The following is a 22,621-nucleotide window of genomic DNA, read 5'->3' on the forward strand; positions in this document are numbered from 1 at the left end:
TCCTCATGTTTTTGGTATGCCAGCTGCGCATCCATACGCGCCGTTCAACCTGTCGGGTTGTCACCACCCTCCCGGCCGAACTGCGGACCGGGAGGGGCACTCATCACTTACTTGCCTGACTTGATCTTGGTCCAGCTGCGGGTCATCAGACGCTGCACCTTGGCCGGCAGGTCCGGGAAGGTGTAGATCTTCTTGAGCGTCTCAGCGTTCGGGTAGATACCCGGATCGGTACGGATAGGCTCATCCACCAGCGGAGTCGCCGCTTTGTTGCCATTCGGGAACTGCACCACGTTGGTGATGTTGGCGATCACTTCCGGCTTCATCAGGTAGTTGATGAAGATGTGGGCGGATTCGACGTTCTTGGCATCGGCCGGGATGGCCAGCATGTCAAAGAAGCTGCCTGCCCCCTCTTTCGGAATGGTGTAGGTCAGGGTTACGCCGTTTTTGGCCTCCGCCGCCCGTGCCTTGGACTGCTGCAAGTCACCCGAGTAACCAACCGCGACGCACAGGTTGCCGTTGGCCAGATCCGAGATGTACTTGGAAGAGTGGAAATAGGCGGTATAGGGGCGGATGGAGAGGAACAATGCCTCTGCCTTCTTCAACTCGTCCGGCTTCTGGCTATCCGGCTTGAAACCCAGATATTGCAGGGCAGCCGGCAGCATTTCGGTCGGTGAGTCGAGGAAAGAGACACCACACTCCTTCAGCTTGGCCATGTTCTCCGGTTTGAACACCAGATCCCAGGAGTCCACAGGCGCGTCCTTGCCCAGCACGGCCTTCACCTTCTCGGCGTTGTAGGCGTAGCCAATGGTGCCCCACATGTAAGGAATGGAGTACTGGTTACCCGGGTCGCTCGGCTCGAGCGCCTTCAACAGGTCGACATCCATATTTTGCCAATTGGAGAGTTTGGACTTGTCCAGCTTCTGGAACACGCCCGCCTTGATCTGCTTGGCCAGGAAAGGGTTGGATGGCACGACTATGTCGTAACCCGAACTGCCCGCCAGCAACTTGGCTTCCAGCACCTCGTTGCTGTCGAACACATCGTATACCACCTTGATGCCCGTCTCTTTCTGGAAGTTTTCCAGGGTATCCGGCGCGATATAGTCGCTCCAGTTGTAGACGTGCAACACCTTGTCCTCGGCCATCGCCCCGGTACTCATCATGACCAGCGCCACAGAAGCGGCAATCATTCCCGTTTTGAAAGACATCGTCCTTGTCTCCTAAGCAAATTGTATGCGTAAGCCAACCTGCCCGGCACTCGCCTACCCTTTCAGCTTTGCAGCCGTCAGGTCCAGACTGAGCCTGGCCAGATTGACCAATTCATCCACCTGTTCCTCGGTGATCACCAAGGGGGGCGATATGATCATGGTATCGCCGACAGCCCTCATCACCAAGCCATTGTTAAAGCAGAACTCCCGACAGGTCATACCGGCCTGCAGCCCAGCCGGGAAGCGGCTGTTGGTCTGTTTGTCCTGCACTATTTCCAGCGCGGCCACCAGGCCTTTGCCACGGGTTTCGCCCACTAGCGGATGGTCCGCCAGCTCCGCCCAGCGGCGCTGCAAATAGGGGCCGATGTTATCATGAATTCGCTTAACTATGCTTTCGTTTTGCATAAGAGTAATGTTGGCGATGGCAACGGCGCAGGCCACCGGATGGCCGGAGTAGGTAAAGCCGTGGTTGAATTCCCCCCCCTCCTCTACCAGCACCCTGGCGACCCTGTCGCCCACCATCACGGCCCCCATCGGCAGATAGCCGGAGGTGATCCCCTTGGCCAGACACATGAGGTCCGGCTTGATGCCAAACCCTTCGCTGGCGAACCAGTGACCGGTACGGCCGAAACCGCAGATCACCTCGTCGGCGATAAGCAGGATGCCGTAGTGATCGCAGATGCGCTGGATCTCGGGCCAGTAGCTGTCGGGCGGAATGATGACGCCGCCGGCGCCCTGGATGGGCTCGCCGATGAAGGCGGCGACCTTGTCCACTCCCAGCTCCAGTATCTTCTGCTCCAGCTGGCGGGCGCGCTCCAGACCGAACTCGTGGGCACTCATCCCCTGGCCCTCACCGAAGTGGTAGGGCTGATCAATGTGCACTATGCCGGGAATGGGCAGGCCACCCTGGGCATGCATGCCCTTCATGCCGCCCAGGCTGGCACCCGCCACCGTCGAGCCGTGGTAGGCGTTGTGGCGACTGATGATCACCTGCTTGTCCGGCTGCCCCTTGCTGGCCCAGTAGTGGCGCACCATGCGCAGCACTGTATCGTTGCACTCTGAGCCCGAGCCGGTGAAGAAGACGTGATTGAGATGGGAGGGGGTGATCTCGGCCAGCAGGGTCGCCAGCTCGGCCGCAGGCGGATGGCTGGTCTGGAAGAAGAGGTTGTAGTAGGGCAGTTGCTGCATCTGTTTGGTGGCGGCATCCACCAGCTCTTGTCGGCCGTAGCCCATGTTGACGCACCAGAGGCCCGCCATCCCGTCCAGGATGCGCTTGCCTTCGGAGTCTTCCAGATAGATGCCTTCGGCCTTGGTGATGATGCGGCTGCCCTTCTTGTTGAGCGCCTGAAAATCGGTAAAGGGGTGCAGGTGGTGGCTGGCATCCAGCTGTTGCCACTCACGTGTGGTCTGCTTCATTGCTTGCTCCTCGGTTCCTTCGATTTAAGCGAGAGTCTGTCGTCAATCGGTGAGGGCGGCTGGCGCACTCACGGTCACTTCCACTCACGGGCCGTGTGTTGATTCGATATGAGCAGGAGAGGCCGTCATTGGCCTCCCCGTATCTGGGCGGCGCGTGGCAAGCACGCAGCCGGATCACACGTTCAGCAGCAGGAACTCCCGCTCCCAGCGGCTGATCACCCCGAAGTAGGTCTCGTACTCCTTGCGCTTGACCGCCACGAAGGCACGAATGAAGCGCTCGCCCAGCATCTCCTTGATGGGCTCGCACTGTTCCAGGTGACTCAGAGCCTCCTCCAGCGAGCGGGGCAGGCTGTAGGGCAGGTCATAGGCACTCGACTTCATCTCCTGCATCGGCTCCAGCTTCTCCATCATGCCGAGGTAGCCGCAGGCCAGGGTGGCGGCCAGGGCCAGATACGGATTGGCATCGGCCCCGGCGAAGCGGTTTTCGACACGGCGCGCACCGGCTTCGGAGAAGGGCACGCGCAGGCCGCAGGTGCGGTTTTCCACCCCCCACTGCACGTTGCGCGGCGCGCTCTCGCCGAAGGTGAGGCGACGGTAGGAGTTGACGTTCGGTGCCAGCAGGGCGGTCACCGCCGGGGTGTACTTCTGCAGCCCCGCGATGAAGTGCATGAACTGCTCGGTGTTGCCGCCATTTTCCGTGCCGAACAGGTTGCGACCGTTCACATCTTCCAGGCTCTGGTGGATGTGCATGGCGGAGCCCGGCTCGTCGCTCATCGGCTTGGCCATGAAGGTGGCATAGATGCCGTGCTTGTGGGCTGCCTCACGCATGGTGCGCTTGAACAGGAACACCTGATCCGCCAGATCGATGGCATCGCCGTGCAGGAAGTTGATCTCCATCTGGGCGGCGCCGGATTCGTGGATCAGAGTGTCCACTTCCAGCTCCTGCGCCTCGCAGTAGTCGTACATGTCCTCGAAGATGGGGTCGAATTCGTTGACCGCATCGATACTGAACGACTGGCGGGCCGTTTCGGGACGGCCATTGCGGCCAACGGGCGGCACCAGCGGATAGTCGGGGTCTTCGTTGCGCTTGACCAAGTAGAACTCCAGCTCGGGCGCCACCACCGGCTTCCAGCCCTGTTTCTCATAAAATGACAGGACCCGACGCAGCACGGAGCGCGGCGCTATGTCGATCAGCTTGCCATTGATGTCGAAACAGTCGTGGATCACCTGAGCGGTCGGCTCCAGCGCCCAGGGCACGAAACGAATGGTGTTGGGGTCCGGGTAGAGCTGCATGTCCCGCTCCAGCGGGTCTATCATGCTGTCGTCATCCGGGTACTCGCCGGTCACCGTCTGGGTGAAGATGACCTCGGGCAGCCGCATGCCCCCTTCGCGCAAAAATTTGTTGGCTGGAATGATCTTGCCTCGGGCATTACCGGTGAAATCCGGAAACAGGCACTCCACTTCCGTGATGCGATTGCTCTCCATCCAGCCCTTGATACTGTCCATGTTAAACCCCGACTTTACGATTGCCATTGGCAAGGGTGTCTACTATATGGAACACCCTTGTTATCAAATTGTAATCAACACCACCATAAAAGCCCGCCGTTATGGCCAATGTCAAGCGGTGGTGTTTAAAAAACTATAAATAACGGTGCATATAATGACCACGGCGGCACCAAATACTAAACACCCTAGTGCCCTCAAAGCTCACTGCAATCCCGGTGCCAACGAGGGGGCCTGATCCCCCATGTTCTCAGTCAGACCCTGTCCGAATCGGGTCATTTTTTTGCAAAGGCGCACAATCCTTGCCCTATTTGCTTTGCATGCCTGCATTTTTTTGGTACAAGGCCCGCCCTGATTTGCACTCTCCTGCTTGGATTTGGTGCAAATGCAGGACACAGGGCTTGGTCTGCAGGCAGACAGCCCCCATAAACAGGGATAATTGGGTTAGTAACTGACTGGTAGTAAACCGTATGTGTGATTTCATGACTAAAGACCAACTGGCCTTTTACAAGGGGCAGATCGAGCGCCAGATCCTCGAACTCGAGGATCGCCTCAACTCCCAGGCCAGCCAGGCCATCGCCACCGATACCAACGAGATGGCAGATGAAATTGACCGTGCCAGTATCGAGGAAGCCCGTCGTCTGGAGCTGAACCGCATCGAGCATGACAAGCTGCATCTGCGCAAGCTGAGAGGGGCGTTGAAGCGTATCGGCGAAGGAGAGTTCGGTTACTGCGAATCCTGCGGTGACGAGATCTCCCTCAAGCGACTGCAGGCTCGACCTGAGTCCCGCTTCTGCGTCGAATGCCAGAGTACCAAGGAGTTCAACGATACCCACGTGTATCGTCGCGTCGCCTGATTCTGCGAAGAGCCGTCACTGGCCGGTCGCGATAAGTCGTCGGCAAAGTGCAGCGCAGGAACCGGCGTTCATGTTGATAAATGCGGACCAAAAGCTGCACGTGAGCCCTGATCACGGCGTCGCACAAGAGAGTGACAACTTCTGTTAGACTCCGGGCAAGCCCGGAATCTACAGGAGAGCAGAGAGTGAAATGGTTCCTCAAACTGTGCTTGTGTCTGCCGTTGCTGGCACAAGCACAGACCCTCACGGTCAAGGTCCCCAGCCGACCGATCAACGATCTCGACAAGGAATACCAGCTCAAGCTGCTGGAACTGGCGCTGACCCATTCCGGACAGCCATTTCGCATCCAGCAGGTGGAGCTCAACCTCAACCAATACAGCCTGCAGCAACAGCTGAGCAAGGGCCAAACCATCAATGTGTTCTGGATGGGCACCTCCAGCGCACTCGAGTCCTCCCTCATCGCCGTCCCCATCCCGCTATTTCGCGGTCTGGAAGGGCTGCGCCTCTCCTTCATCCACAGCGACGCCCAGGAGAAGTTCAATCAGGTCAACTCGCTGGCCGATCTCAAGCGACTGAAGGCGGCCCAGGGGGTCGGCTGGGCCGACAACAAGATCCTGGAAAATGCCGGCATTCCCACCTATTCCGGGCGCTACAACAACCTGTTTCGCCTGATCAACGACGGCGACAAACTCGACTTTTTCCCGCGCAATCTGGTGGAGATCTTCGCCGAACGCAGCGAACTGGTGGCACAATATCCCAATCTGGTGATAGATCAGCACCTGCTGATCCGCTATCCCTTTGCCGAGTTCTTCTTCGTCAGCCCCGAGTCTCCCAAGCTGGCCAAGGCGATCCAGACCGGACTGGAACGAGCCTATGCCGATGGCAGCTTCATGACCTTCTTCCGTGAGAACCCCAAGATCCGTGAGGCCCTCGCCAGCGCCAATCTGAACCAGCGGGTCACCATTTCGCTGCCCAATCCGGACATGACCCCCTTGCTCAGGGGTATTCCGGCCCAATATTGGGATTATCCCCCCCAATAATGGGCTCCGGGGCCGTGGGGATTATCCACCGCAGTATGGAGCCCCGGCCTCAGCATTGGGATTACCCGGCGCAGCGACATAGCTCAAGCCGCCCGGGCAGGAAACGCAGAGGCGATGGCAGGGCTGGCAAGGGACACGCCAGCCAGCAGAGGTTTCAACCCGCAGCACCAGGGAGGTGCCATGAAACGACTCGATGAATGGTTCAGCGACTACGGCCAGAGCCACCAGCACCCCGTCAATGTGGCAATCCACAAGCTGGCAGTGCCCGGCATCTATCTCTGTTCGCTGGCGCTGCTCTGGTGTCTGCCAACCGGCCCGCTGCCGCCCTCGCTCAACTGGGCGGCGCTGGCGGCCATCCCTGTGCTGGCCTTCTATCTGCGGCTGTCGTTCCCCCTGTTTGTGGGGATGGCAGTGCTGACCACGCTGGGGCTGGTGCTCTGTCAGCTATGGCAGGGCCCTTTGCTCTGGCCCGCTCTGGTGGGTTTCGGGCTGCTCTGGATAGCCCAGTTCGTCGGTCACAGGATCGAGGGTAAACGCCCCTCCTTCCTCGCCGACCTGCAATTTCTGCTGATCGGCCCCGCCTGGGTGCTGGCCAGCCTCTATCGTCGTCTGGGCATTCCCTACTGAGGGAGGCCAACAGGAGAGACAATGTCATACCGCCACACGCTCAGTAACAGGCTTAGTCCTGCCCTGCCCCTGCTGCTGGGGGCCCTGCTCGCCGGCCCGGCCCTGGCCGACAAGGCCGATCCCATAGGTGAGGTGAGCACCGCCTTCAAGCTGGTGGGCCCCAACCACAAGATCCTGGTGGAGGCGTTCGACGATCCCCGCATCGCGGGCGTCGCCTGCTATCTAGCTCGCCCCAAAACCGGTGGCGTCAAGGGCGGACTGGGGCTGGCGGAAGACCCCTCTCACGCCTCTTTGTCGTGCCACCAGATTGGCCCCATCACGCTGCCTGCCAAGTTGAAGGCGGGGGAAGAGGTGTTCGACGTCAGCACCTCACTGGTGTTCAAGGAGCAGAAAGTGGTGCGTTTTTACGACGAAAAGCGCAATGCACTTGTCTATCTGACCTACAGCACCAAATTGGTGGATGGCTCGTATAAAAGCGCAGTGAGCGCGGTTCCCATCATGCCGTGGGGCTGAGCAGCCGCCATTTAAGCCGTGATGAAGCGCCTCATTTGTTGTAATTTAACTACATCATTATTTGCGGAGAGCGCACCATGAAAGTCGCCGTTTTCAGTACCAAGAGCTACGACAAGGACCACTTCAATCAGGCCAACAGCCAGTACGGTTACGAGCTGGAGTTCTTCGACGTGCGGCTGGAGGCCAAGACAGCCCGGCTGGCCCACGGCTTCCCCGTGGTGTGCCTGTTCGTCAATGACGATGCCGACCGTGAGGTGCTGACCGAGCTGGCCGCCAACGGCACCAAGGTGATCGCTCTGCGCTGCGCCGGTTACAACAACGTGGATCTGGTCGCCGCCAGGGAGTTGGGGCTGAAGGTGGTGCGGGTGCCCGCCTACTCCCCCGAAGCCGTTGCCGAACACGCGGTGGGGCTGATGATGACCCTCAACCGCCGCATCCATAAGGCCTATCAGCGCACCCGCGATGCCAACTTCTCGCTGGAAGGCCTGGTCGGCTTCAACATGCACGGCCGCACCGCTGGCATTATCGGCACCGGCAAGATCGGCATCGCCACCCTACGCATCCTCAAGGGCTTCGGCATGCGGTTGCTGGTGAGTGACCCCTATCCGAATCAGGCGGCCATCGAGCTTGGGGCCGAATACGTGGATCTCGACACCCTGTTCCGCCAGTCCGACGTCATCAGCCTGCACTGCCCGCTGTTCAAGGAGAACTACCATCTGCTGAACAAGGAAGCGTTCGCCAAGATGAAGGACGGGGTGATGATCATCAACACCAGCCGGGGCGGCCTGCTCGACTCCAACGCAGCCATCGAGGCGCTCAAGACCTCCCGCATCGGTGCGCTGGGGCTGGACGTCTACGAGGAAGAGGAAGATCTCTTCTTCTCCGACAAGTCCAACGAGGTGATCACCGATGACGTCTTCCGTCGTCTGTCGGCCTGCCACAACGTGCTGTTTACCGGCCATCAGGCTTTCCTGACCCGCGAGGCGCTGCACGCCATCGCCGATACCACCCTCGGCAACCTCAAGGCCATCGAGAGCCGGGGCCATAGCGACAACGAGGTCGAGTAACCCTCTCGCACCCGTAGCCATGAACGACAGAGGGAGCCATTCCCTCTGTTTTCCACACAGACATGCTCCCCCTTATGTATTTTCCCCTGCGACCTCAATATCCGGGGTGCCGGGTTGTGAGACCCGACGTCATCGGGTAGGCTACCTGCCCTTTTTTATTCAGGAGTCTGGCTGCCCATGTTTATCGGATTTGATTACGGTACTTCCAACTGTGCCGTCGCCGTGATGGAGCAAGGCAGCCCCAGGCTGCTGACTCTGGGCGGTTCCCGCTATCTCCCCTCAACGCTACACGCGCCCCACAGAGAGGCCATCGCCGGTCTCCTGGCCGAAGGGCTGGCCCCTGCCCAGCAGGCGGAATACCTCAAGCTGCGCGGCCCCGTAGTCACCCGAGCCCAGGCCGTGCGCCGCCAGATGCGGGAAGAAGGACTGATCGACGAACTCAGCTTCGGCGCTGCGGCGCTGGAGCGCTATCTGGAGGAGCCGGACGATGGCTACTACATCAAGTCGCCGAAATCCTTCCTCGGCGCCTACGGCCTCAAGGCCCCCCAGATCGCGCTGTTCGAAGACATAGTCTGCGCCATGATGCTGCACGTACGCCGCGAGGCGGAGCAGCAGCTTGGCGCCCCGATCCGCCAGGCGGTAATCGGTCGCCCGGTCAACTTCCAGGGGCTGGCCGGGGAGGAAAGCAACAGCCAGGCCATCGCCATCCTGACCGAGGCGGCCCGTCTGGCCGGGTTCGAGCAGGTGGAGTTCCTCTATGAACCCGTGGCAGCCGGTTTCGAATTCGAGGCGCGCCTCGACGAGGACGCCGTCGTGCTAGTGGTGGATATCGGCGGCGGCACCACGGACTGCTCCATGCTGCGCATGGGTCCCAGCCATCGCAACCAGCTGGATCGCAGCGGCGATCTGCTCGGCCACAGCGGCCAGCGCATCGGCGGCAACGACTTCGACATCCGGCTGACGGTGGAAGGCATGATGCCTCTGCTCGGCATGCACGAGATTCTCAAGACCGGCAAACCGCTGCCCCACCCGCTGTTCTGGGATGCGGCCGCCATCAACGACGTCAGTGCCCAGGGCCGCTTCTACAGCCTGGATACCGCTCGTCAGCTGCAGGATCTGCAGCTCGACAGCCAGCCAGGCAGCAAGCTGGGTCGCCTCGCCAATCTGCGGGCCCACAAGCTGAGCCACCAGCTGGTGTGGCGCGCCGAGCAGGGCAAGATCGCCCTCTCGGAGCAGGAATCGAATCACCAGTCTCTGAGCGAGCTGGAGAAGGGACTGGAGGCTGAGCTCAATCGCGAGCAGCTGGCCAACGCCTCGGCCCTGCTGCTGGAGAAGATTGGCGAGCTGATGGACCAAGCCATTGCCGCCGCGGGTGTGCAGCCTGACCGCATCTTCGTCACCGGCGGCAGCGCCCGTTCGCCGCTCATTGCCGCCTTCATTCGCCAGAAGTTGCCTACGATTCCGCTTGAGGGAGGCGATGACTTTGGCTCGGTAGCGGCAGGGCTAGCTCGTTATGCGGAACGCCTGTTCAACCGCTGACCATAATGCCGAACGCTGCCCGCCATTCCTCTTGAGAGGGTGGCGATGGCTTCGGTCTGATGGCTGCAGGGCTGGCCCGTTACGCCGAGCACCTGTTCAACCGCTGACTATAATGCCGAACGTTGCCCACGATTCCTCTTGAGGCTGGTGGTGACTTCGGCTAGGTGACTACAGGGCTGGCCCGTTACGCCGATCGCCTGTTCAACCACTGATGCAGAGCGATAAGGGTTCCTGTCGTCTTGTTGGCATCAAACATCTCCCGCCAGCCCGCAAGTGTTGCCATTTAACGACACCGGGCTGACCAGCAGGGCGACAGAAGCGGTCGGGGGCGGCCCCCCTCGCCCTGCCCCAAGGGCTGCGCAAGAGGTATGCTTGTCGCTCCCACTATTGGAGCCCTTCCATGCCCAGATTCTTGCTACTGTTGCTCGCCCTGATCCTGCTCAGCGCCTGCAGCAGTACTCCCTCGTTCGTCCAGCAAGAGTTGCAGCACCATCACTGGGTGCTAGACAAGCTGGATGGCCAGGCCATCACGGCCTCTCGCGACAACCCGCCCGATTTCGAGATTGGTGAACACTTCACCGTCAACGGTATCGCCGGCTGCAATCGCTACTTTGGCCAGGGACACCTCGAGGGTGACAGATTCTGGGTCACCAGCCTGGGCAGCACAGAGATGGCCTGTCAGGCGCAACTCGCCACCATAGAGCAGGCCGTCATCACCACGCTGACCGACGGCGCCACTCTGAGCGGCACCACCCAGACCCTGATCCTGGAAGGGAAAAGGCACCGTTTGGAGTACACCTTGCGCGACTGGGTGCACTAGCGCTCACAAACAGGCATCACAAACAGGAACATGTGCCCCGCCTGTGGCACACTATGAGGCAGTGCTCGCAATGGAGGCTGTCTCAGCCATGTCGATGGATCGTCTGTTTGACAAGATCAAACAACTCCCCACTATCCCGCAGCTGCTGCATGAGTTGATGCAGAGCTTCAACGATGAAAACGCCCCTATCGACCAGATCGCGGCCAAGATCGCCATGGATCAGGTGATCAGCGTCAAGGTGCTGCGGATGGCCAACTCGGCCGCCCTGCGCCGCGGCAATGAGGTCACCTCCATCGAACAGGCGGTGATCCGCCTCGGTTTCAACCGGCTGCGCTCCGTGGTGGTCGCCTCCGGCATCATAGGCAGCTTCAAGGCCCCCCCCAGCTTCGACAAGAACAAGTTCTGGACCGAGACCTTCCAGGTCGCCACCATCGCCAAGACGCTGGCCCAGGAGGCCAAGGTGCTCGACCCCGAGACCGCCTTCACCTGCGCTCTGATCCACAACATTGGTGAGCTGCTCATCCAGAGCACCCTGCCGGAAGAGGCCGAGCTCATCAACATGGCGATCCAGAAGGGCAGCAGCCGGGTCGAGGCTCAGCGGGAGATGCTGGGCTACGACTATGCCCAGCTCGGTGCCGAGCTGGCGCGGCGCTGGAACCTGTCGGAAGCTTTCGTCGATGCCATCTCCCAGCAGCTGGATCCCCTCTCCCACGATCCGGTCAGCAAGGAGGCGGTGCTGATCCGGCTCGCCGTCTTCATCTCCTTCGCCTGGAATGCGGGCGTGCCCGCTCAGGCCATCATAGCCCGCTTCCCCAAGCCGCTCGCCGATCAGCTGGGGCTGGATCCCAAGTCACTGGCAGGCCAGCTCGAAACGCTTCACGAACAGGGTAATGCCCTCGCCGACCTTCTGACTCAATAAGCATCATGACTCATCCATTTCTGTTTCATCCCCAGGTGGCGCCCTGGTTCAAAGAGAGCGCCGACACCCTGCAACTCACCCTGTTCAGTGCGCTGGATGCCCCGATCCGCGAGGTGTGGCTGCGCCACGAGCCGGACAACGAGGAGTATCTGGTGGCCATGACGCCTGTCTCCACTAGGGACAGGTTACAGGTGTGGCAAGCCACATTGCCACTGATCAAAGGGCAGGATATCCACCTCTACTGCTTCAAATGCCTGACTGATGAGGAGCAGTGGTGGTTGCACGGCGCCGGCGTCAGCCCGGCCATGCCACCTAGGGAGCAGCATTTTCGCTTCAACAGCCTGCACCAACCGCCAGCCTGGGTGCAGGATCAGGTGTTCTACCAGATCTTCCCCGACCGCTTCTGCAACGGCGATCCCTCGCTCAGCGTCAAACATCACGAATATGAGTACAGAGGCAAGGCTGTGATCAGCAAGGCGTGGGGCGAGCCGGTCAGCCGTCACGAAGAGGGGCACGGCGCCTGTGAATTTTACGGCGGGGACCTGGCGGGCATAGATGCCAAGCTGCATTACCTGCAATCCCTCGGGGTGACGGCGCTCTACCTCAACCCCATCTTCGATTCGCCGAGCAACCACAAGTACGATATCCAGGACTACTTCAAAGTGGATGCGCACCTCGGCAGCAACGCGCAGTTCGCCGAGCTGACCCGCTACCTGCACCAGCGCGGCATGAAGATCATCCTGGATGCCGTGGTCAACCACACCTCGACCCAGCACCCCTGGTTCTGCCCGCCACAGGGGGCCCAGAGCAACCCGGACTCGCCGTGGCGCAGCTTCTATACCTTTGACAACGAAGGAGACTACGTCAGCTGGAAGGGCATTCGCAGCCTGCCCAAGCTGGACTTTGCCAGCGAACAGGTGCAGGACGCCATCTACCGGGCCGACGACGCCATCCTCCGTTACTGGATGCGCGCGCCCTATCAGATCGACGGCTGGCGCTTCGACGTCATCCACATGCTGGGAGAGCGGGGCACGGCCGAGGGCAATCGCGGCCATGTGCGCGCCATTCGCGGCGCGGTGAAACAGGAGAACCCGGACGCCTATGTGCTCGGCGAGCACTTCTTCGAGGCGAGCCAGTGGCTGCAGGGGGATCAGGAGGATGGCGCCATGAACTACTATGGCTTCGCCCACCCGATCCGTGCCTTCCTGGCGGGGCAGGACATCGCCTATCACCCCATCAGGATCAGCGCCGACGAGCTTGATCGCTGGCTCAAGCTGGCGCGGGCCCATATCCCGTTCAAGAACCAGCTGGCCCAGTTCAACCTGCTGGACAGCCACGATACCGCCCGCTTCCTGCATCTGCTGGGCGAAGACAAACAGCGCATGACCCTGGCTGCCACCCTGCTGCTCACCTACATAGGCGTGCCGTCCATCTATTACGGTGACGAGGTGGGGCTCTCGGGTGGCAATGACCCGGATTGCCGTCGCTGCTTCCCCTGGGAGACCACGGCCTGGGATCACGTGCTGCACGATCACTACCGCCGGCTGATCCAGATCCGCAAGCAGCGGCCAGCCCTGCGCCGTGGCGACATCCAGACCCTCTACGCCGGCCCGCACAGCTATGTGTTCGCCCGCACCCTGCAAAGCGATCAGGTGGTGGTGGCCTGCAACCGTCATCCGACCGAACCGCGCACCATCAAGCTGCCCCTGTGGCAGACCGCCAGCCCCGCCAGCCGCTTCACCGATGCCTTCAACGGCGACAAGTACGAAGTGGTGCAAGGACAGGTACAACTGACCATTCCCGCCAACTCGGCCAGGGTGCTGCTCTCCAGCTGAGCACATTAGATACTCTAAAATAAAGGCGGGAGTATTCCCGCTACTAACCACTCCTACTATTTTCCAATTTATTGTAAACCTACCCATATCAATAATAATGTGTACACTTTTTGACGATACATTGATACTAGCGAAAATTTCCACTCATAACACTACGTCTATTATGCCACTACATTTATTATATCTAATTGCCGTAGGATACATAAGACATTAAGTTTTAGGCGTCACTAAAGACTTCAACATGGTCATATGTTATACCACTGTGCCTTATTGTATTAAATATCTCTTTATAGAAACTTGATGCAATGACCAAATCATTAATATGTGCATTGTTAATACAGCCATAATAATTAACTTTAAGATTCACACCAGGAATCGTAAGGTTAGCTTTATTTTTATCCCCATCAATAACAATTATCTCGGTGCTATCCAAAATTCCTTGTTCTATTCCATTCAATAGGATAACTGATGCAGAACCAGCTCCCCACCAAAAAACCGTATCTTTATCTCTGAGAAAATCATTGACTCTCTTACAAGATGACTCACAGTGACTTTTAATATTTACCAAATTTGATATATATTTATCCTTGTCTAAGGCTACATCAACCTCGCAATATTTAACGTTTTCACGCTTTGCAAAGACAACTCTTAGGCTAGCATTTTCAATGAAAAAATCTATTATTTTTAAATTGTTATCGCGAGATAACACCCTCATGAAATATAGATTATAATAGAAAAGATGCTGCACATGAAAACCACCAAAATCTGGGACCTCAATTACAATCTTTCCTGTCTCATTCAACGAATCTGACATTAATCTGAAAATTGAAAATGGGTCTTCGAAATGTTCGAATACATGCATAAGATAGTAGCCATCTATTTTCTTTTTAGCATGACTGGCATCAAAATAACCTTTTACAACATTAAGTCCTAATGCCTTTGCACTATCTGCCTGAGGTCCAGGTTCAATACCTGTCACATTCGAAAAACCAATATCTCTGAGTTTCTTCAGAAGATACCCTTCTGAACAACCAATTTCTATTATTTCATCATTTACACCGAAATGATTGATAATAGAATCAATCATTCCATCATATTTAGTCACACCGATATTATTAAGCGGGGATATATATGAATAGTTATCATATATTTCAGTTAACTCTTCCGAAGATAATTTCTTCGATGCAAAGCCAACCAGGCAATCCTTGCAAGCACTGACCTGCATCTCTGCTACTTTCACGGGGAAATCACCAGAATACGCAGATAATACAGTCGGCATCTTTCTTTCAAGGAAGACCAATGTGTTATCACTAAAGCAATATGGACATTTCATGATTTTTCCTTAAAGCATTAATTAAGGTCGATAATGTGACATTTTCATGCCATACAATACGTGCAACATTCGATAAGGAGCTGAAGCTTACTCTCTATTGCACCAACCAACTCCATGTATCCCTAGTAATTTCTATTCTGTAAGCACATTATCAGTAATAGGGTTGTGCCGACACAACACCCCTGCTTCAAGCAATAATCTGGCAAGTGGCTCGACCCGCCAAAATGGGGCATTAATGATCTCGCTTATCTCGAATAAGGTCAAATGACCATCGCTATAAGCCAACAAATTCATCATATCCCGAATATGTTCACCTGAGCCACGAGTCGAGAGGTTTGGATAAAGGCCACGTTTACCTAGCTGGGGTTCCCCCAATACCGTCACCTCGTAGCATTGATCTAGCTCCAAGCATTCGATGGCTCGACGCAGCGCCAAAAAACTGCCCGCTAACCCCATCGGAGTGACCAGTGACAGATCATCCAGCGAGGTATGATATTCAGCATAACAACCATATTTGCTACGCATTATAGTCGTGACAGGCAAGTCAATTCCAGGAGCACAAAGCTGACGTTCATTAGAACCTCGGTCAAGATAGCTATACTTCATATAGTCAGGGGCCATGTGACTCAAAACATGGTGGCCAATACGATCAGCTAAAGAATTCCCCTGCCGAGATGGTAAGAAAGAGTAACACCTCTCATCCCCCATGCAGGTCAGATTAAAGCCAGCCAGAGTATAACGCTTTAGATGCTCCAAATGGCGGGAGAGATAAACGATTGCTCCAAGCGTCTCTGGAACCAGCATTAACCGATAGCTGTAGCGGCGCTTTGGCAAGGAGGCGAGCCAAGCCATCAGGAACACACCGACACAGGGGCCAGACAGCTCGTTGTTGGCCATAGAAGGGTGGCAAACATAACTAGACAACAAAATTTCCTGCTCGCTATCTCCTGGCAACACCCACTCAGCATAGGTGAGTGAGCCCGGCTGTAGACTCGCATCGATCACTACTTCATAATCGCCCTCCGGTAGCGCCTCTCGCACTTTATGCGGTAAACAGAAGCCCCAACGACGCTGATAATAAGAAGTGACATAGGGGATTGCATCCGGTAACTCAGGTAATGAATACAAATGGGGCTGTAACTCGGCTAAAGAGAGAGTACAGTGTACCGGTTCTGAATAGCCAACCAAATGCAAATTACTATCATTGAAATCAACAACCTTACGTCCATCAGGACCTACGATATAAGCCTCTCGAACATTCCATTCATCTGGCACAGTCCAATCGAAGAATGTACTGCCACTAGCGACTTCATGGATCTGCAATTCAGATAAACAATGCTCACGAAACAGAGCTAATGTTTTCCTCACACCATCACCAGTCAAACTGCGATTAAGTGGAAATAACAGGGTCAATAAACGATGTAGTTGCTCGCCAAGTTGAGTCTGATCATCCCAGTCTGTAGGCAGATAACCAATATTATTTTTAGATATCATTAGGTCTCCTCAAGCAACTCAACAATATTCCCAAAAGGGCTCAAGTAAAATTAGATATGGGCACAGCCCGACTGGCAGGGTCCAAGGGAAGGTGGCGCAGTTCCCGCAATCGGGGGGCGATCTCCTGCTTGCAGACCACCCGACAGGCCATGTAGTTGATGACGTTGCACCGAGTCTTGAGTAGCAGGACCACCGGGCTCTCCTCACCTGCTGGGGCGACCAATTCGTAACACCGACCATGCTCGTCATACACGAGCTGCTGCTGCGGCTCTTCCACCACCATCGAGAAGCGGCTCAGCCCCAACACCTCACGGCAATAGGCCTCCCTGCAGGCAAGGTCCGGCACCACCAGTCCGATGTGATCAAACTGCATGGGGCTCTCCTCCCGCCCGGATCAGGGCATATGGCGCTACCGCCAGCAACTCGCCGGCTGCCATCATAAAGTCGTGGCACGAGACAGCCCAGACCGGCACCCGCTGGCAAAGCGCTTGGCGCCAGACACCCCGTTCCTGCAACAAGGCCACCAGCCGGGAGAGGTCGATCTCGCTGGCCAGCGTTAGGTCGCGCACGTAATAGTCGGCCCGCCACTCCCGCAAGCGCCCGTCTACTCGCACCTGGCCTGCAAACGCCTTGTGATAGCGATAGGATACGACCAATCGCTGCTCTACATAGTGAGTAAAAGTGGTACTAGGGAGGCAACCAAGCCCCATCAGCCAACCCTCCTGCTCCGCCAGCCAGCCAAACGGGCTATCCTGACCGAAGCAGTCCTGGCACTCCCGGGCCACCAGCGCAGGTCCCTGCGGACCGCTGATCGCCATGCTGAAGATGGGATCCAGTGTGCGCACCACCCCTTCGCGCTGCCGAAATACCTCCGTCATCAGCCCCACCTTGCTCGGGGTGAGGACCGGATCAAAGCACTCGCCCGCCATGGGGCTATAGGTGAAGGTTGGCACCAGCAGGTGCCCCGCTAGCCACTGCTCTAGGTGCATCCAGAAGGCAGCGATCCCTTGGACATTGCCCATACCGGGAAACTGGGCCACGACCATGGCATCCGAGTGCACCATCAGAGCCCCGCCTCTGGGGATCCCCAGCTCGGTCAGAGCCTGTTCGAGAGCCTGCTTCACACGGCAACTCCTTTGCGCAGCAGAGCCTGTCGGATATCGGCCAGACTCTTCAATTCGACCAGCTCGTTCGGCTCGAACCGCACTGCATAGTGCTGCTCGATGAGCAACAGCAGATTGAAGTGACCCAGGGAGTCCCATTCGGGAAAACTGCCTAGGGCTGACTGTTCGTTGACGCAGGCCTGGGGGAATTGCTGACATACCAGTGCGATAAGATCATTCATTGGCATAAAACTCCAAAAACGGGAGAGAAATAGAGGATAGATCTAGACTGAGGAACACCTCGTCCGTCAGCGGCACCAATCCCGCTGGAGTGGTTATCGGCCGGGTTGGCAGATTCGCCAGAAAGACCCGTGCCGGCTGGTTGCGATCCGTGGGTACCAGGCTTATCACCAGTTGGTCAACGCCTTTTGCCATCAGTCGGGCAGCCAGTTGCGCCAGCAGCCAGTATTCAAAGCCTCGCCCCAGCACCCGACAGCTGATGGCCAGGGTATCCAGCAGCGCCTTTCCCCCATCGAGTGGACGCACCACCAACAGGGCCGTCATGCCGTGATCGGCAAACTTGTCCTGCAGTGATGCCAGCCAGACCTCACCCTGCGTACTGGCAAGCTGTGCCAGTTCACCCGCCTGATAACGCCGGGCGGAGAGATTGAACTGGTTGGTCTTCTGGCTCAGCTGCTCGGCCCGCAGCTGATTGCTTGAGGAGAGCGGTTGCCAGCTCGCTCGTAGCCCCAACTGTTGCAAGAAGGCGTGTTCGTCGCCCAGTTGCTGGCGCACCGCATTCGCCTCTGCCTGTGCCAGATAGGAACCCTGGCGCAAGCTGTCATCATGGCTCTGGTGGCGGCTCTGCAGCTCGGCGAGCGTCATCAATGCATCAGGCCAGCCCCAAAGCTCGGCGGGGGGCGTGATGACGGTGGCCTCAGGGCAATTGGCACGCACCTCGGCACGCTCCAGCTCGCTGTCATCCCAGAACACCAGGCTGTCCAGCCCCACATTGAGCCGCGCAGCCAAGCGCCGCAGGCCGGCGGACTTGGGCTCCCAGCCAATCTCGGCCGCGGCTATGTGCCGGCGCTCAAGCACCATGCCCTGGTGCTGATCGAACAACCGCCACACATCGTCGGCCAGATTCTTGGAACAGAGCGCCAATATGACGCCCTGCCCGTGCCAGTAGCAGGCGGCCTGCTGGAAAGCCTGATAGAGACGCCCCACCCCATCCTGCCCCAGCAGGACGCCACCCACGCCATCTTCGCCCACAACGCCACCCCAGAGGGTATTGTCGCAATCGAGCACCAGCACCTTGTGAGCTGGCCTGTGCAACCGCTGCAGCAAGGGGGCAATCCACTGCGCCAGACTGGCCAACCCGGCCATGGAGAAGGGGCAGGACATCAGGTAGTAATTGCGGCTGTCGAAACAGTGGTGGCGACCCTGCTGTTGCAACCAGAGCGGCAGGTGCAGGTCATCCAAGCCGGAATACTGCTGCCGCAAATGGGCAAGCTGACGCTCAAATTCACCGGCCAGACAGGCAAGCGCGGAGGGCGCCGCGCCAAATACGGAGGCAGGGGAACGGCTGCAGACCCCGACCAGCAGATGGTCCTGCGGCCGACGCTGCAGACGCTGTTGCAGGGGCTGGCAGAGTGATGCGACGAAGGCGGCCACGGCCAGCTGCCGCGCCTCTTGTGCCAAACCGCTCCACGCGACCAGCGTCTGTGCCGGCACCAAATCTTCCCACAACCAGATGATGATGTGAGTCTGGGTGGCGACCTCTTCGGCTGGAGTCATCAAGGTTTGCAGCCACTGCCCATGGGGTGCGACTTGCACCTCGCCGTAGGCAGCCAGCGACCGCCAGGCCAGGTTGCCCGGCATCAAGAATGAACTGCCACTGAGATGAATCGTCGTCATGTCTTCCCCCGCTCCGCTATCGGCGCCATCCAGATTGCAACGGCATGGCTGGATCGTCTTTGATGTTCCCGAAAAATAAAAGCTTTTTCAGCTACTTGGTCAGTAATTGATGCTGACGTAGGGCACCTCTTCCACCCGCCACAGCTGCTTGAGGTAGACGGTCAGCACGAAGAAGAAGTTGGCCAGCAGGTTGGCGAAGCGATAGAGGATGGGATCGAAGCGGACGCCGCTCTCCTCGAGGCGCACCAGCAGACGCACCACCTTCTTGCTGCCGCAGCGGCACAGGTGCAATGTGGGGATGGGCTGGGGCCCCTGGGGCAAGACAAAACCCGTGACCCGGCCGCGGCTCGCCTCGTTGTAGTGGTCATACCGCGTTTTCAACCACGCCAGATCCTCTTCAAAAATACCGAGCTTGCCCCGTACCGAACCGTTGAGGTTGTAGATGAGCCGCTGCAAGGCCCCCAGATCGGCCACCACCTCCCGGGTTCCCTCTGCCACTGGCAACTGGGCGAGTACGGCCCCCACCTGACAGCAAAGCTCATCGGTGGCGATCTCGTAATCACACTGGAACTGGGTTTCGAAGATGAAGGGGTAGCAGAGCTCGCGCTTGTCTCTGGGCTTCTTGGGGTTCATAAGGTAGCCGGATTGGGAAAAGAGCCAGTTTGCCAGCCCCCGGGGGAGCTGGCAAACGGCAGCTTATGGCTTGAGCCGGGCGATGCTGACTCAGACGCTCCTGCTGGCAGGCTCGGTCGCAGGCTGGAACTGGCCTATCATTCGCAGCGCCTCCAGCATCCGCTGGTTGAAGCTGGTGAAGCTGTTGACCTGAGCCGGTTCACTCTGGCCGCGGGCCGCCAGCACCGCGGGGGTCAGCGCCTGCTGCTGCGATTCCGGCAGCAGGGCATCCGCCTGTTGCTGCACCTGATCGAGCTTGGGCAGATAGTCCGCCAGCGGCTTGAGCATCTCCTGCAGCGAATGGGCTCCCTGGTAGGTCTGGCTCAGCTTGACGCTCTGCTTGAGCTTGAGGGAGTAGGAGGCGAGCTGGCTGTCATCCAGTTGCAGGTCACCCGCCTTCTTCAGCAGATCCTCGAAGTTGCCGGAGAAGAAATTCCCCGCCAGATCGTCGATCCCCTTGACCAGCTTGCCGATGGAGTCCATCTCCTCGCTGCTGAGATCCCCCTCCAGCGAGAAGCTGAAGCTCTGGCTCGACTTGAGGCTGAACTGGCTGCCGCTGTCATCTTTCTGGGACTTGGTCTGCCAGCTGTCATTGAAGCGCAGCACCACCTTGTCGCCATCCTTGGTCTGGATCTCCAGCGAGCCCTGCTGGCGACTGGCCATCTCGGCCTGCCCCATGTCGGTGGAGGAGACCTTGCCGAAGAACTCCTTCTCGAACTCGTCGAGCCCCTTCTGGATCAGCTTGTAGCTCTGATCGATACCGGTCTTGATGTCTTCGTTATCGGTGGCCCACTTGCCCAGCTGCTTCCTGGCGTCGCCGAAGCCCTTGTCCACCCCCTTGCGGGCCTGCTCCATCATGCCGGTCAGGTCGTCATCGGACTTGCCGTCCGCACGGGCGGCGCCCAGCCGTCCGGTGACGAACTGCAGCACGTTGTCCGCTACCGACTGGAAGTCGAACAGGGTCTCCGGGGTTATCTCCTCGGGTTCCTGTGCCTTGGGTGCCTGATAACCCTGACCGTTTATCTCCAGCGCAAACTGCAACGCCTGCTGCACCAGCACCTGAGCCCACTTGGGCGGCTTGTGCAGAGAGACTTCCTCTGCGTTGCTGATCTGCTTCTCTTGTACCTGTTGGGGTGCCTTGGGCGAAACGCCCACTCCCTTGGATTGGGCTGAGCCCACGCCGTCGATTTGCATAATGTGTCCTCCCACCATGCCTGTAGATCAGGTATCGGCCTGACTGAACACTTCTTGACCACAAAATACTGGACAATCTGCAACGGCCTTTTAAAATCCACACCCTTTGGGTGGCCCGTTGCCTTCCCCCGATTTCGACCCGGCCCTGCCGGTGTGCATGTGAGGTATATCATGACCCAAATCCAGCAAGCTGGCGCCGACTCCCAGGCCCTGCGGACTCCCGCCGACTACCAGGCCCAGCTCGACGCGAAGCGCGAGCGCCTCAACGGGCTGTTCGCCGACTTCACCCTGCCTGCGCTGGAAGTGCACGCCTCCCCCGCCGAACACTACCGGATGCGCGCCGAGTTCCGCATCTGGCATGAAGGGGATGACCTGTTCCACTGCATGTATGCGCCGGCCACCAAGGAGATCATCCGGGTCGACCAGTTCCCCACCGCCAGCCGCCTCATCAACCAGCTGATGCCGGTGCTGCTGGAGGGGCTGCGCCCGCACCCGGTGCTGCGTCGCAAGCTGTTCCAGATAGACTACCTCTCTACCCAGTCCGGCCAGATCTGTGTCAGCCTGCTCTACCATCGCAAGCTCGAAAGCGAGTGGCAGCAAGCCGCCGAGGCACTGCAGGCCGACCTGCGGGCCCAGGGGTTCGAGCTGCAACTGATTGGCCGCGCCCACAAGCAGAAGATCTGCCTGGGGGAGGAGTTCGTCATCGAGCGGCTGACGGTCCAGGGCCGCGAGCTGCTCTACAAGCAGGTGGAGAACAGCTTCACCCAGCCCAACGCCGCCATCAACGAGCAGATGCTGGGCTGGGCGCTGGACGTGACCAAAGGCAGCGAGGGTGACCTGCTGGAGCTCTACTGCGGCAACGGCAACTTCTCCATCGCCCTGGCCCAGAATTTCCGCAAGGTGCTGGCCACCGAGATCGCCAAGCCGAGCGTGGACTCAGCCCAGTTCAACATCGCCGCCAACGGCGTCGACAACCTGATCATACTGCGCATGTCAGCCGAGGAGTTCACCATGGCGATGCGCGGCGAGCGGGAGTTCAACCGCCTCAAGGGGGTCGATCTGGGCGCCTACCAGTGCAACACCATCTTCGTCGACCCGCCCCGCGCCGGTCTCGACGACGCCACAGTCCGGCTGGTACAGGAGTACGACAACATCCTCTACATCTCCTGCAACCCAGAGACACTGCAGGCCAACATGGCCGTACTGGGCGAAACCCACGAGATCGCCCGCTTCGCCCTGTTCGATCAGTTCCCCTGGACCCACCATATGGAAGCCGGCGTCTATCTCAAGCGCAAGGCTGGCTAATCCGACCAGCTCCCCGGTCCATCACATGGAAGCCGGGGTCTATCTCAAGCGCAAGGCTGGCTAATCCGGCCAGCTCCCCGGGCCCATCACATGGAAACCGGTGGGGTTATTTGAGACGTCAAGCAGGCTGAATTCGAGCCGTCTCCACAACCAGAATGACGACAGGGCCCGCGGGCCCTGTTTGATTATTTATCCCAGTGCATGCCGGGCCGGGAGCCGTTATGCTGGCGGCACGCGCATCCGCGCCACAGCCTGGGTGTCA

At 58.5% G+C, this 22,621-nt stretch carries 21 protein-coding genes; 10 read left to right on the forward strand and 11 right to left on the reverse strand.

Annotated features, from left to right (window positions below):
- Positions 1–107 precede the first annotated feature (107 nt).
- The 3 genes from IU367_RS21010 to IU367_RS21020 all read right to left on the reverse strand — a co-directional run bounded on the left by IU367_RS21010 (position 108) and on the right by IU367_RS21020 (position 4,127).
- Positions 108–1,205 carry a polyamine ABC transporter substrate-binding protein gene (locus IU367_RS21010; RefSeq protein ID WP_042870320.1) on the reverse strand — a complete coding sequence of 366 codons (1,098 nt, stop codon included), beginning with the start codon at positions 1,203–1,205 and terminating at the stop codon, positions 108–110.
- Between the two features lie 54 nt (positions 1,206–1,259).
- A complete protein-coding gene (locus IU367_RS21015; RefSeq protein WP_042870323.1) occupies positions 1,260–2,621 on the reverse strand; it encodes an aspartate aminotransferase family protein in 1,362 nt (453 codons plus the stop codon).
- Positions 2,622–2,795: 174 nt separating this feature from the next.
- Positions 2,796–4,127, reverse strand: a complete 1,332-nt coding sequence (locus IU367_RS21020; protein ID WP_065403463.1) for a glutamine synthetase family protein — start codon at positions 4,125–4,127, stop codon at positions 2,796–2,798.
- 467 nt (positions 4,128–4,594) lie between these two features.
- Here IU367_RS21020 and IU367_RS21025 point away from each other — a divergent pair, with 467 nt between their 5' ends.
- The 9 genes from IU367_RS21025 (at position 4,595) to malZ (ending at position 13,341) form a co-directional block, all read left to right on the forward strand.
- Entirely contained in the window at positions 4,595–4,981 is a 387-nt protein-coding gene (locus tag IU367_RS21025; protein ID WP_042870327.1) for a TraR/DksA family transcriptional regulator, read from the forward strand.
- Positions 4,982–5,166: 185 nt separating this feature from the next.
- The gene (locus tag IU367_RS21030; protein WP_274452998.1) at positions 5,167–6,021 is read left to right on the forward strand and encodes a type 2 periplasmic-binding domain-containing protein; all 855 of its coding nucleotides are present in this window, start codon (positions 5,167–5,169) and stop codon (positions 6,019–6,021) included.
- Positions 6,022–6,201: 180 nt separating this feature from the next.
- A complete protein-coding gene (locus IU367_RS21035; protein ID WP_042870331.1) occupies positions 6,202–6,648 on the forward strand; it encodes an Mpo1 family 2-hydroxy fatty acid dioxygenase in 447 nt (148 codons plus the stop codon).
- 21 nt (positions 6,649–6,669) lie between these two features.
- Positions 6,670–7,161: a CreA family protein gene (locus IU367_RS21040; RefSeq protein WP_065403460.1), complete on the forward strand. Its 492-nt coding sequence runs from the start codon at positions 6,670–6,672 to the stop codon at positions 7,159–7,161.
- A 77-nt stretch (positions 7,162–7,238) separates the two neighbouring features.
- A complete protein-coding gene (locus IU367_RS21045; protein ID WP_274452999.1) occupies positions 7,239–8,228 on the forward strand; it encodes a 2-hydroxyacid dehydrogenase in 990 nt (329 codons plus the stop codon).
- A gap of 177 nt (positions 8,229–8,405) precedes the next feature.
- Positions 8,406–9,767, forward strand: coding sequence for a molecular chaperone (yegD, locus tag IU367_RS21050; protein ID WP_042870336.1), 1,362 nt, complete (start codon positions 8,406–8,408; stop codon positions 9,765–9,767).
- Positions 9,768–10,167: 400 nt separating this feature from the next.
- Entirely contained in the window at positions 10,168–10,587 is a 420-nt protein-coding gene (locus IU367_RS21055; protein ID WP_274453001.1) for an META domain-containing protein, read from the forward strand.
- 70 nt (positions 10,588–10,657) lie between these two features.
- On the forward strand, positions 10,658–11,506 hold the full coding sequence (locus tag IU367_RS21060) for an HDOD domain-containing protein (RefSeq protein WP_042870340.1): 849 nt from the start codon (positions 10,658–10,660) through the stop codon (positions 11,504–11,506).
- Positions 11,507–11,511: 5 nt separating this feature from the next.
- Positions 11,512–13,341: a maltodextrin glucosidase gene (gene malZ / locus IU367_RS21065; RefSeq protein WP_274453003.1), complete on the forward strand. Its 1,830-nt coding sequence runs from the start codon at positions 11,512–11,514 to the stop codon at positions 13,339–13,341.
- 217 nt (positions 13,342–13,558) lie between these two features.
- Here the strand turns inward: malZ and IU367_RS21070 are convergent, their stop codons facing one another.
- The 8 genes from IU367_RS21070 to IU367_RS21105 all read right to left on the reverse strand — a co-directional run bounded on the left by IU367_RS21070 (position 13,559) and on the right by IU367_RS21105 (position 21,054).
- Positions 13,559–14,674: a class I SAM-dependent methyltransferase gene (locus tag IU367_RS21070; RefSeq protein WP_274453004.1), complete on the reverse strand. Its 1,116-nt coding sequence runs from the start codon at positions 14,672–14,674 to the stop codon at positions 13,559–13,561.
- A 132-nt stretch (positions 14,675–14,806) separates the two neighbouring features.
- The gene (locus tag IU367_RS21075; RefSeq protein ID WP_274453005.1) at positions 14,807–16,168 is read right to left on the reverse strand and encodes a DUF4910 domain-containing protein; all 1,362 of its coding nucleotides are present in this window, start codon (positions 16,166–16,168) and stop codon (positions 14,807–14,809) included.
- 40 nt (positions 16,169–16,208) lie between these two features.
- Entirely contained in the window at positions 16,209–16,541 is a 333-nt protein-coding gene (locus tag IU367_RS21080) for a VOC family protein (RefSeq protein ID WP_274453006.1), read from the reverse strand.
- Positions 16,531–17,292, reverse strand: coding sequence for an AAC(3) family N-acetyltransferase (locus IU367_RS21085; protein ID WP_274453007.1), 762 nt, complete (start codon positions 17,290–17,292; stop codon positions 16,531–16,533). The genes IU367_RS21080 and IU367_RS21085 overlap by 11 nt, the downstream gene beginning before the upstream one ends.
- Positions 17,289–17,513 carry an acyl carrier protein gene (locus IU367_RS21090; RefSeq protein WP_274453008.1) on the reverse strand — a complete coding sequence of 75 codons (225 nt, stop codon included), beginning with the start codon at positions 17,511–17,513 and terminating at the stop codon, positions 17,289–17,291. Before IU367_RS21090 ends, IU367_RS21085 begins: the two co-directional genes overlap by 4 nt.
- On the reverse strand, positions 17,506–19,188 hold the full coding sequence (locus IU367_RS21095) for an HAD-IIIC family phosphatase (RefSeq protein ID WP_274453009.1): 1,683 nt from the start codon (positions 19,186–19,188) through the stop codon (positions 17,506–17,508). The genes IU367_RS21090 and IU367_RS21095 overlap by 8 nt, the downstream gene beginning before the upstream one ends.
- A 99-nt stretch (positions 19,189–19,287) precedes the next feature.
- Positions 19,288–19,821, reverse strand: coding sequence for an ATP--cob(I)alamin adenosyltransferase (locus IU367_RS21100; protein ID WP_274453010.1), 534 nt, complete (start codon positions 19,819–19,821; stop codon positions 19,288–19,290).
- 90 nt (positions 19,822–19,911) lie between these two features.
- Positions 19,912–21,054, reverse strand: a complete 1,143-nt coding sequence (locus IU367_RS21105) for a DUF5610 domain-containing protein (RefSeq protein WP_274453011.1) — start codon at positions 21,052–21,054, stop codon at positions 19,912–19,914.
- Between the two features lie 171 nt (positions 21,055–21,225).
- Between IU367_RS21105 and trmA the strand changes: the two genes are divergently transcribed.
- Positions 21,226–22,359, forward strand: a complete 1,134-nt coding sequence (gene trmA / locus IU367_RS21110) for a tRNA (uridine(54)-C5)-methyltransferase TrmA (RefSeq protein ID WP_098981472.1) — start codon at positions 21,226–21,228, stop codon at positions 22,357–22,359.
- The last annotated feature ends 262 nt before the right edge of the window (positions 22,360–22,621 follow it).

This window comes from Aeromonas bestiarum, assembly GCF_028751155.1.
In the GTDB taxonomy this organism is placed as follows: domain Bacteria; phylum Pseudomonadota; class Gammaproteobacteria; order Enterobacterales; family Aeromonadaceae; genus Aeromonas; species Aeromonas bestiarum.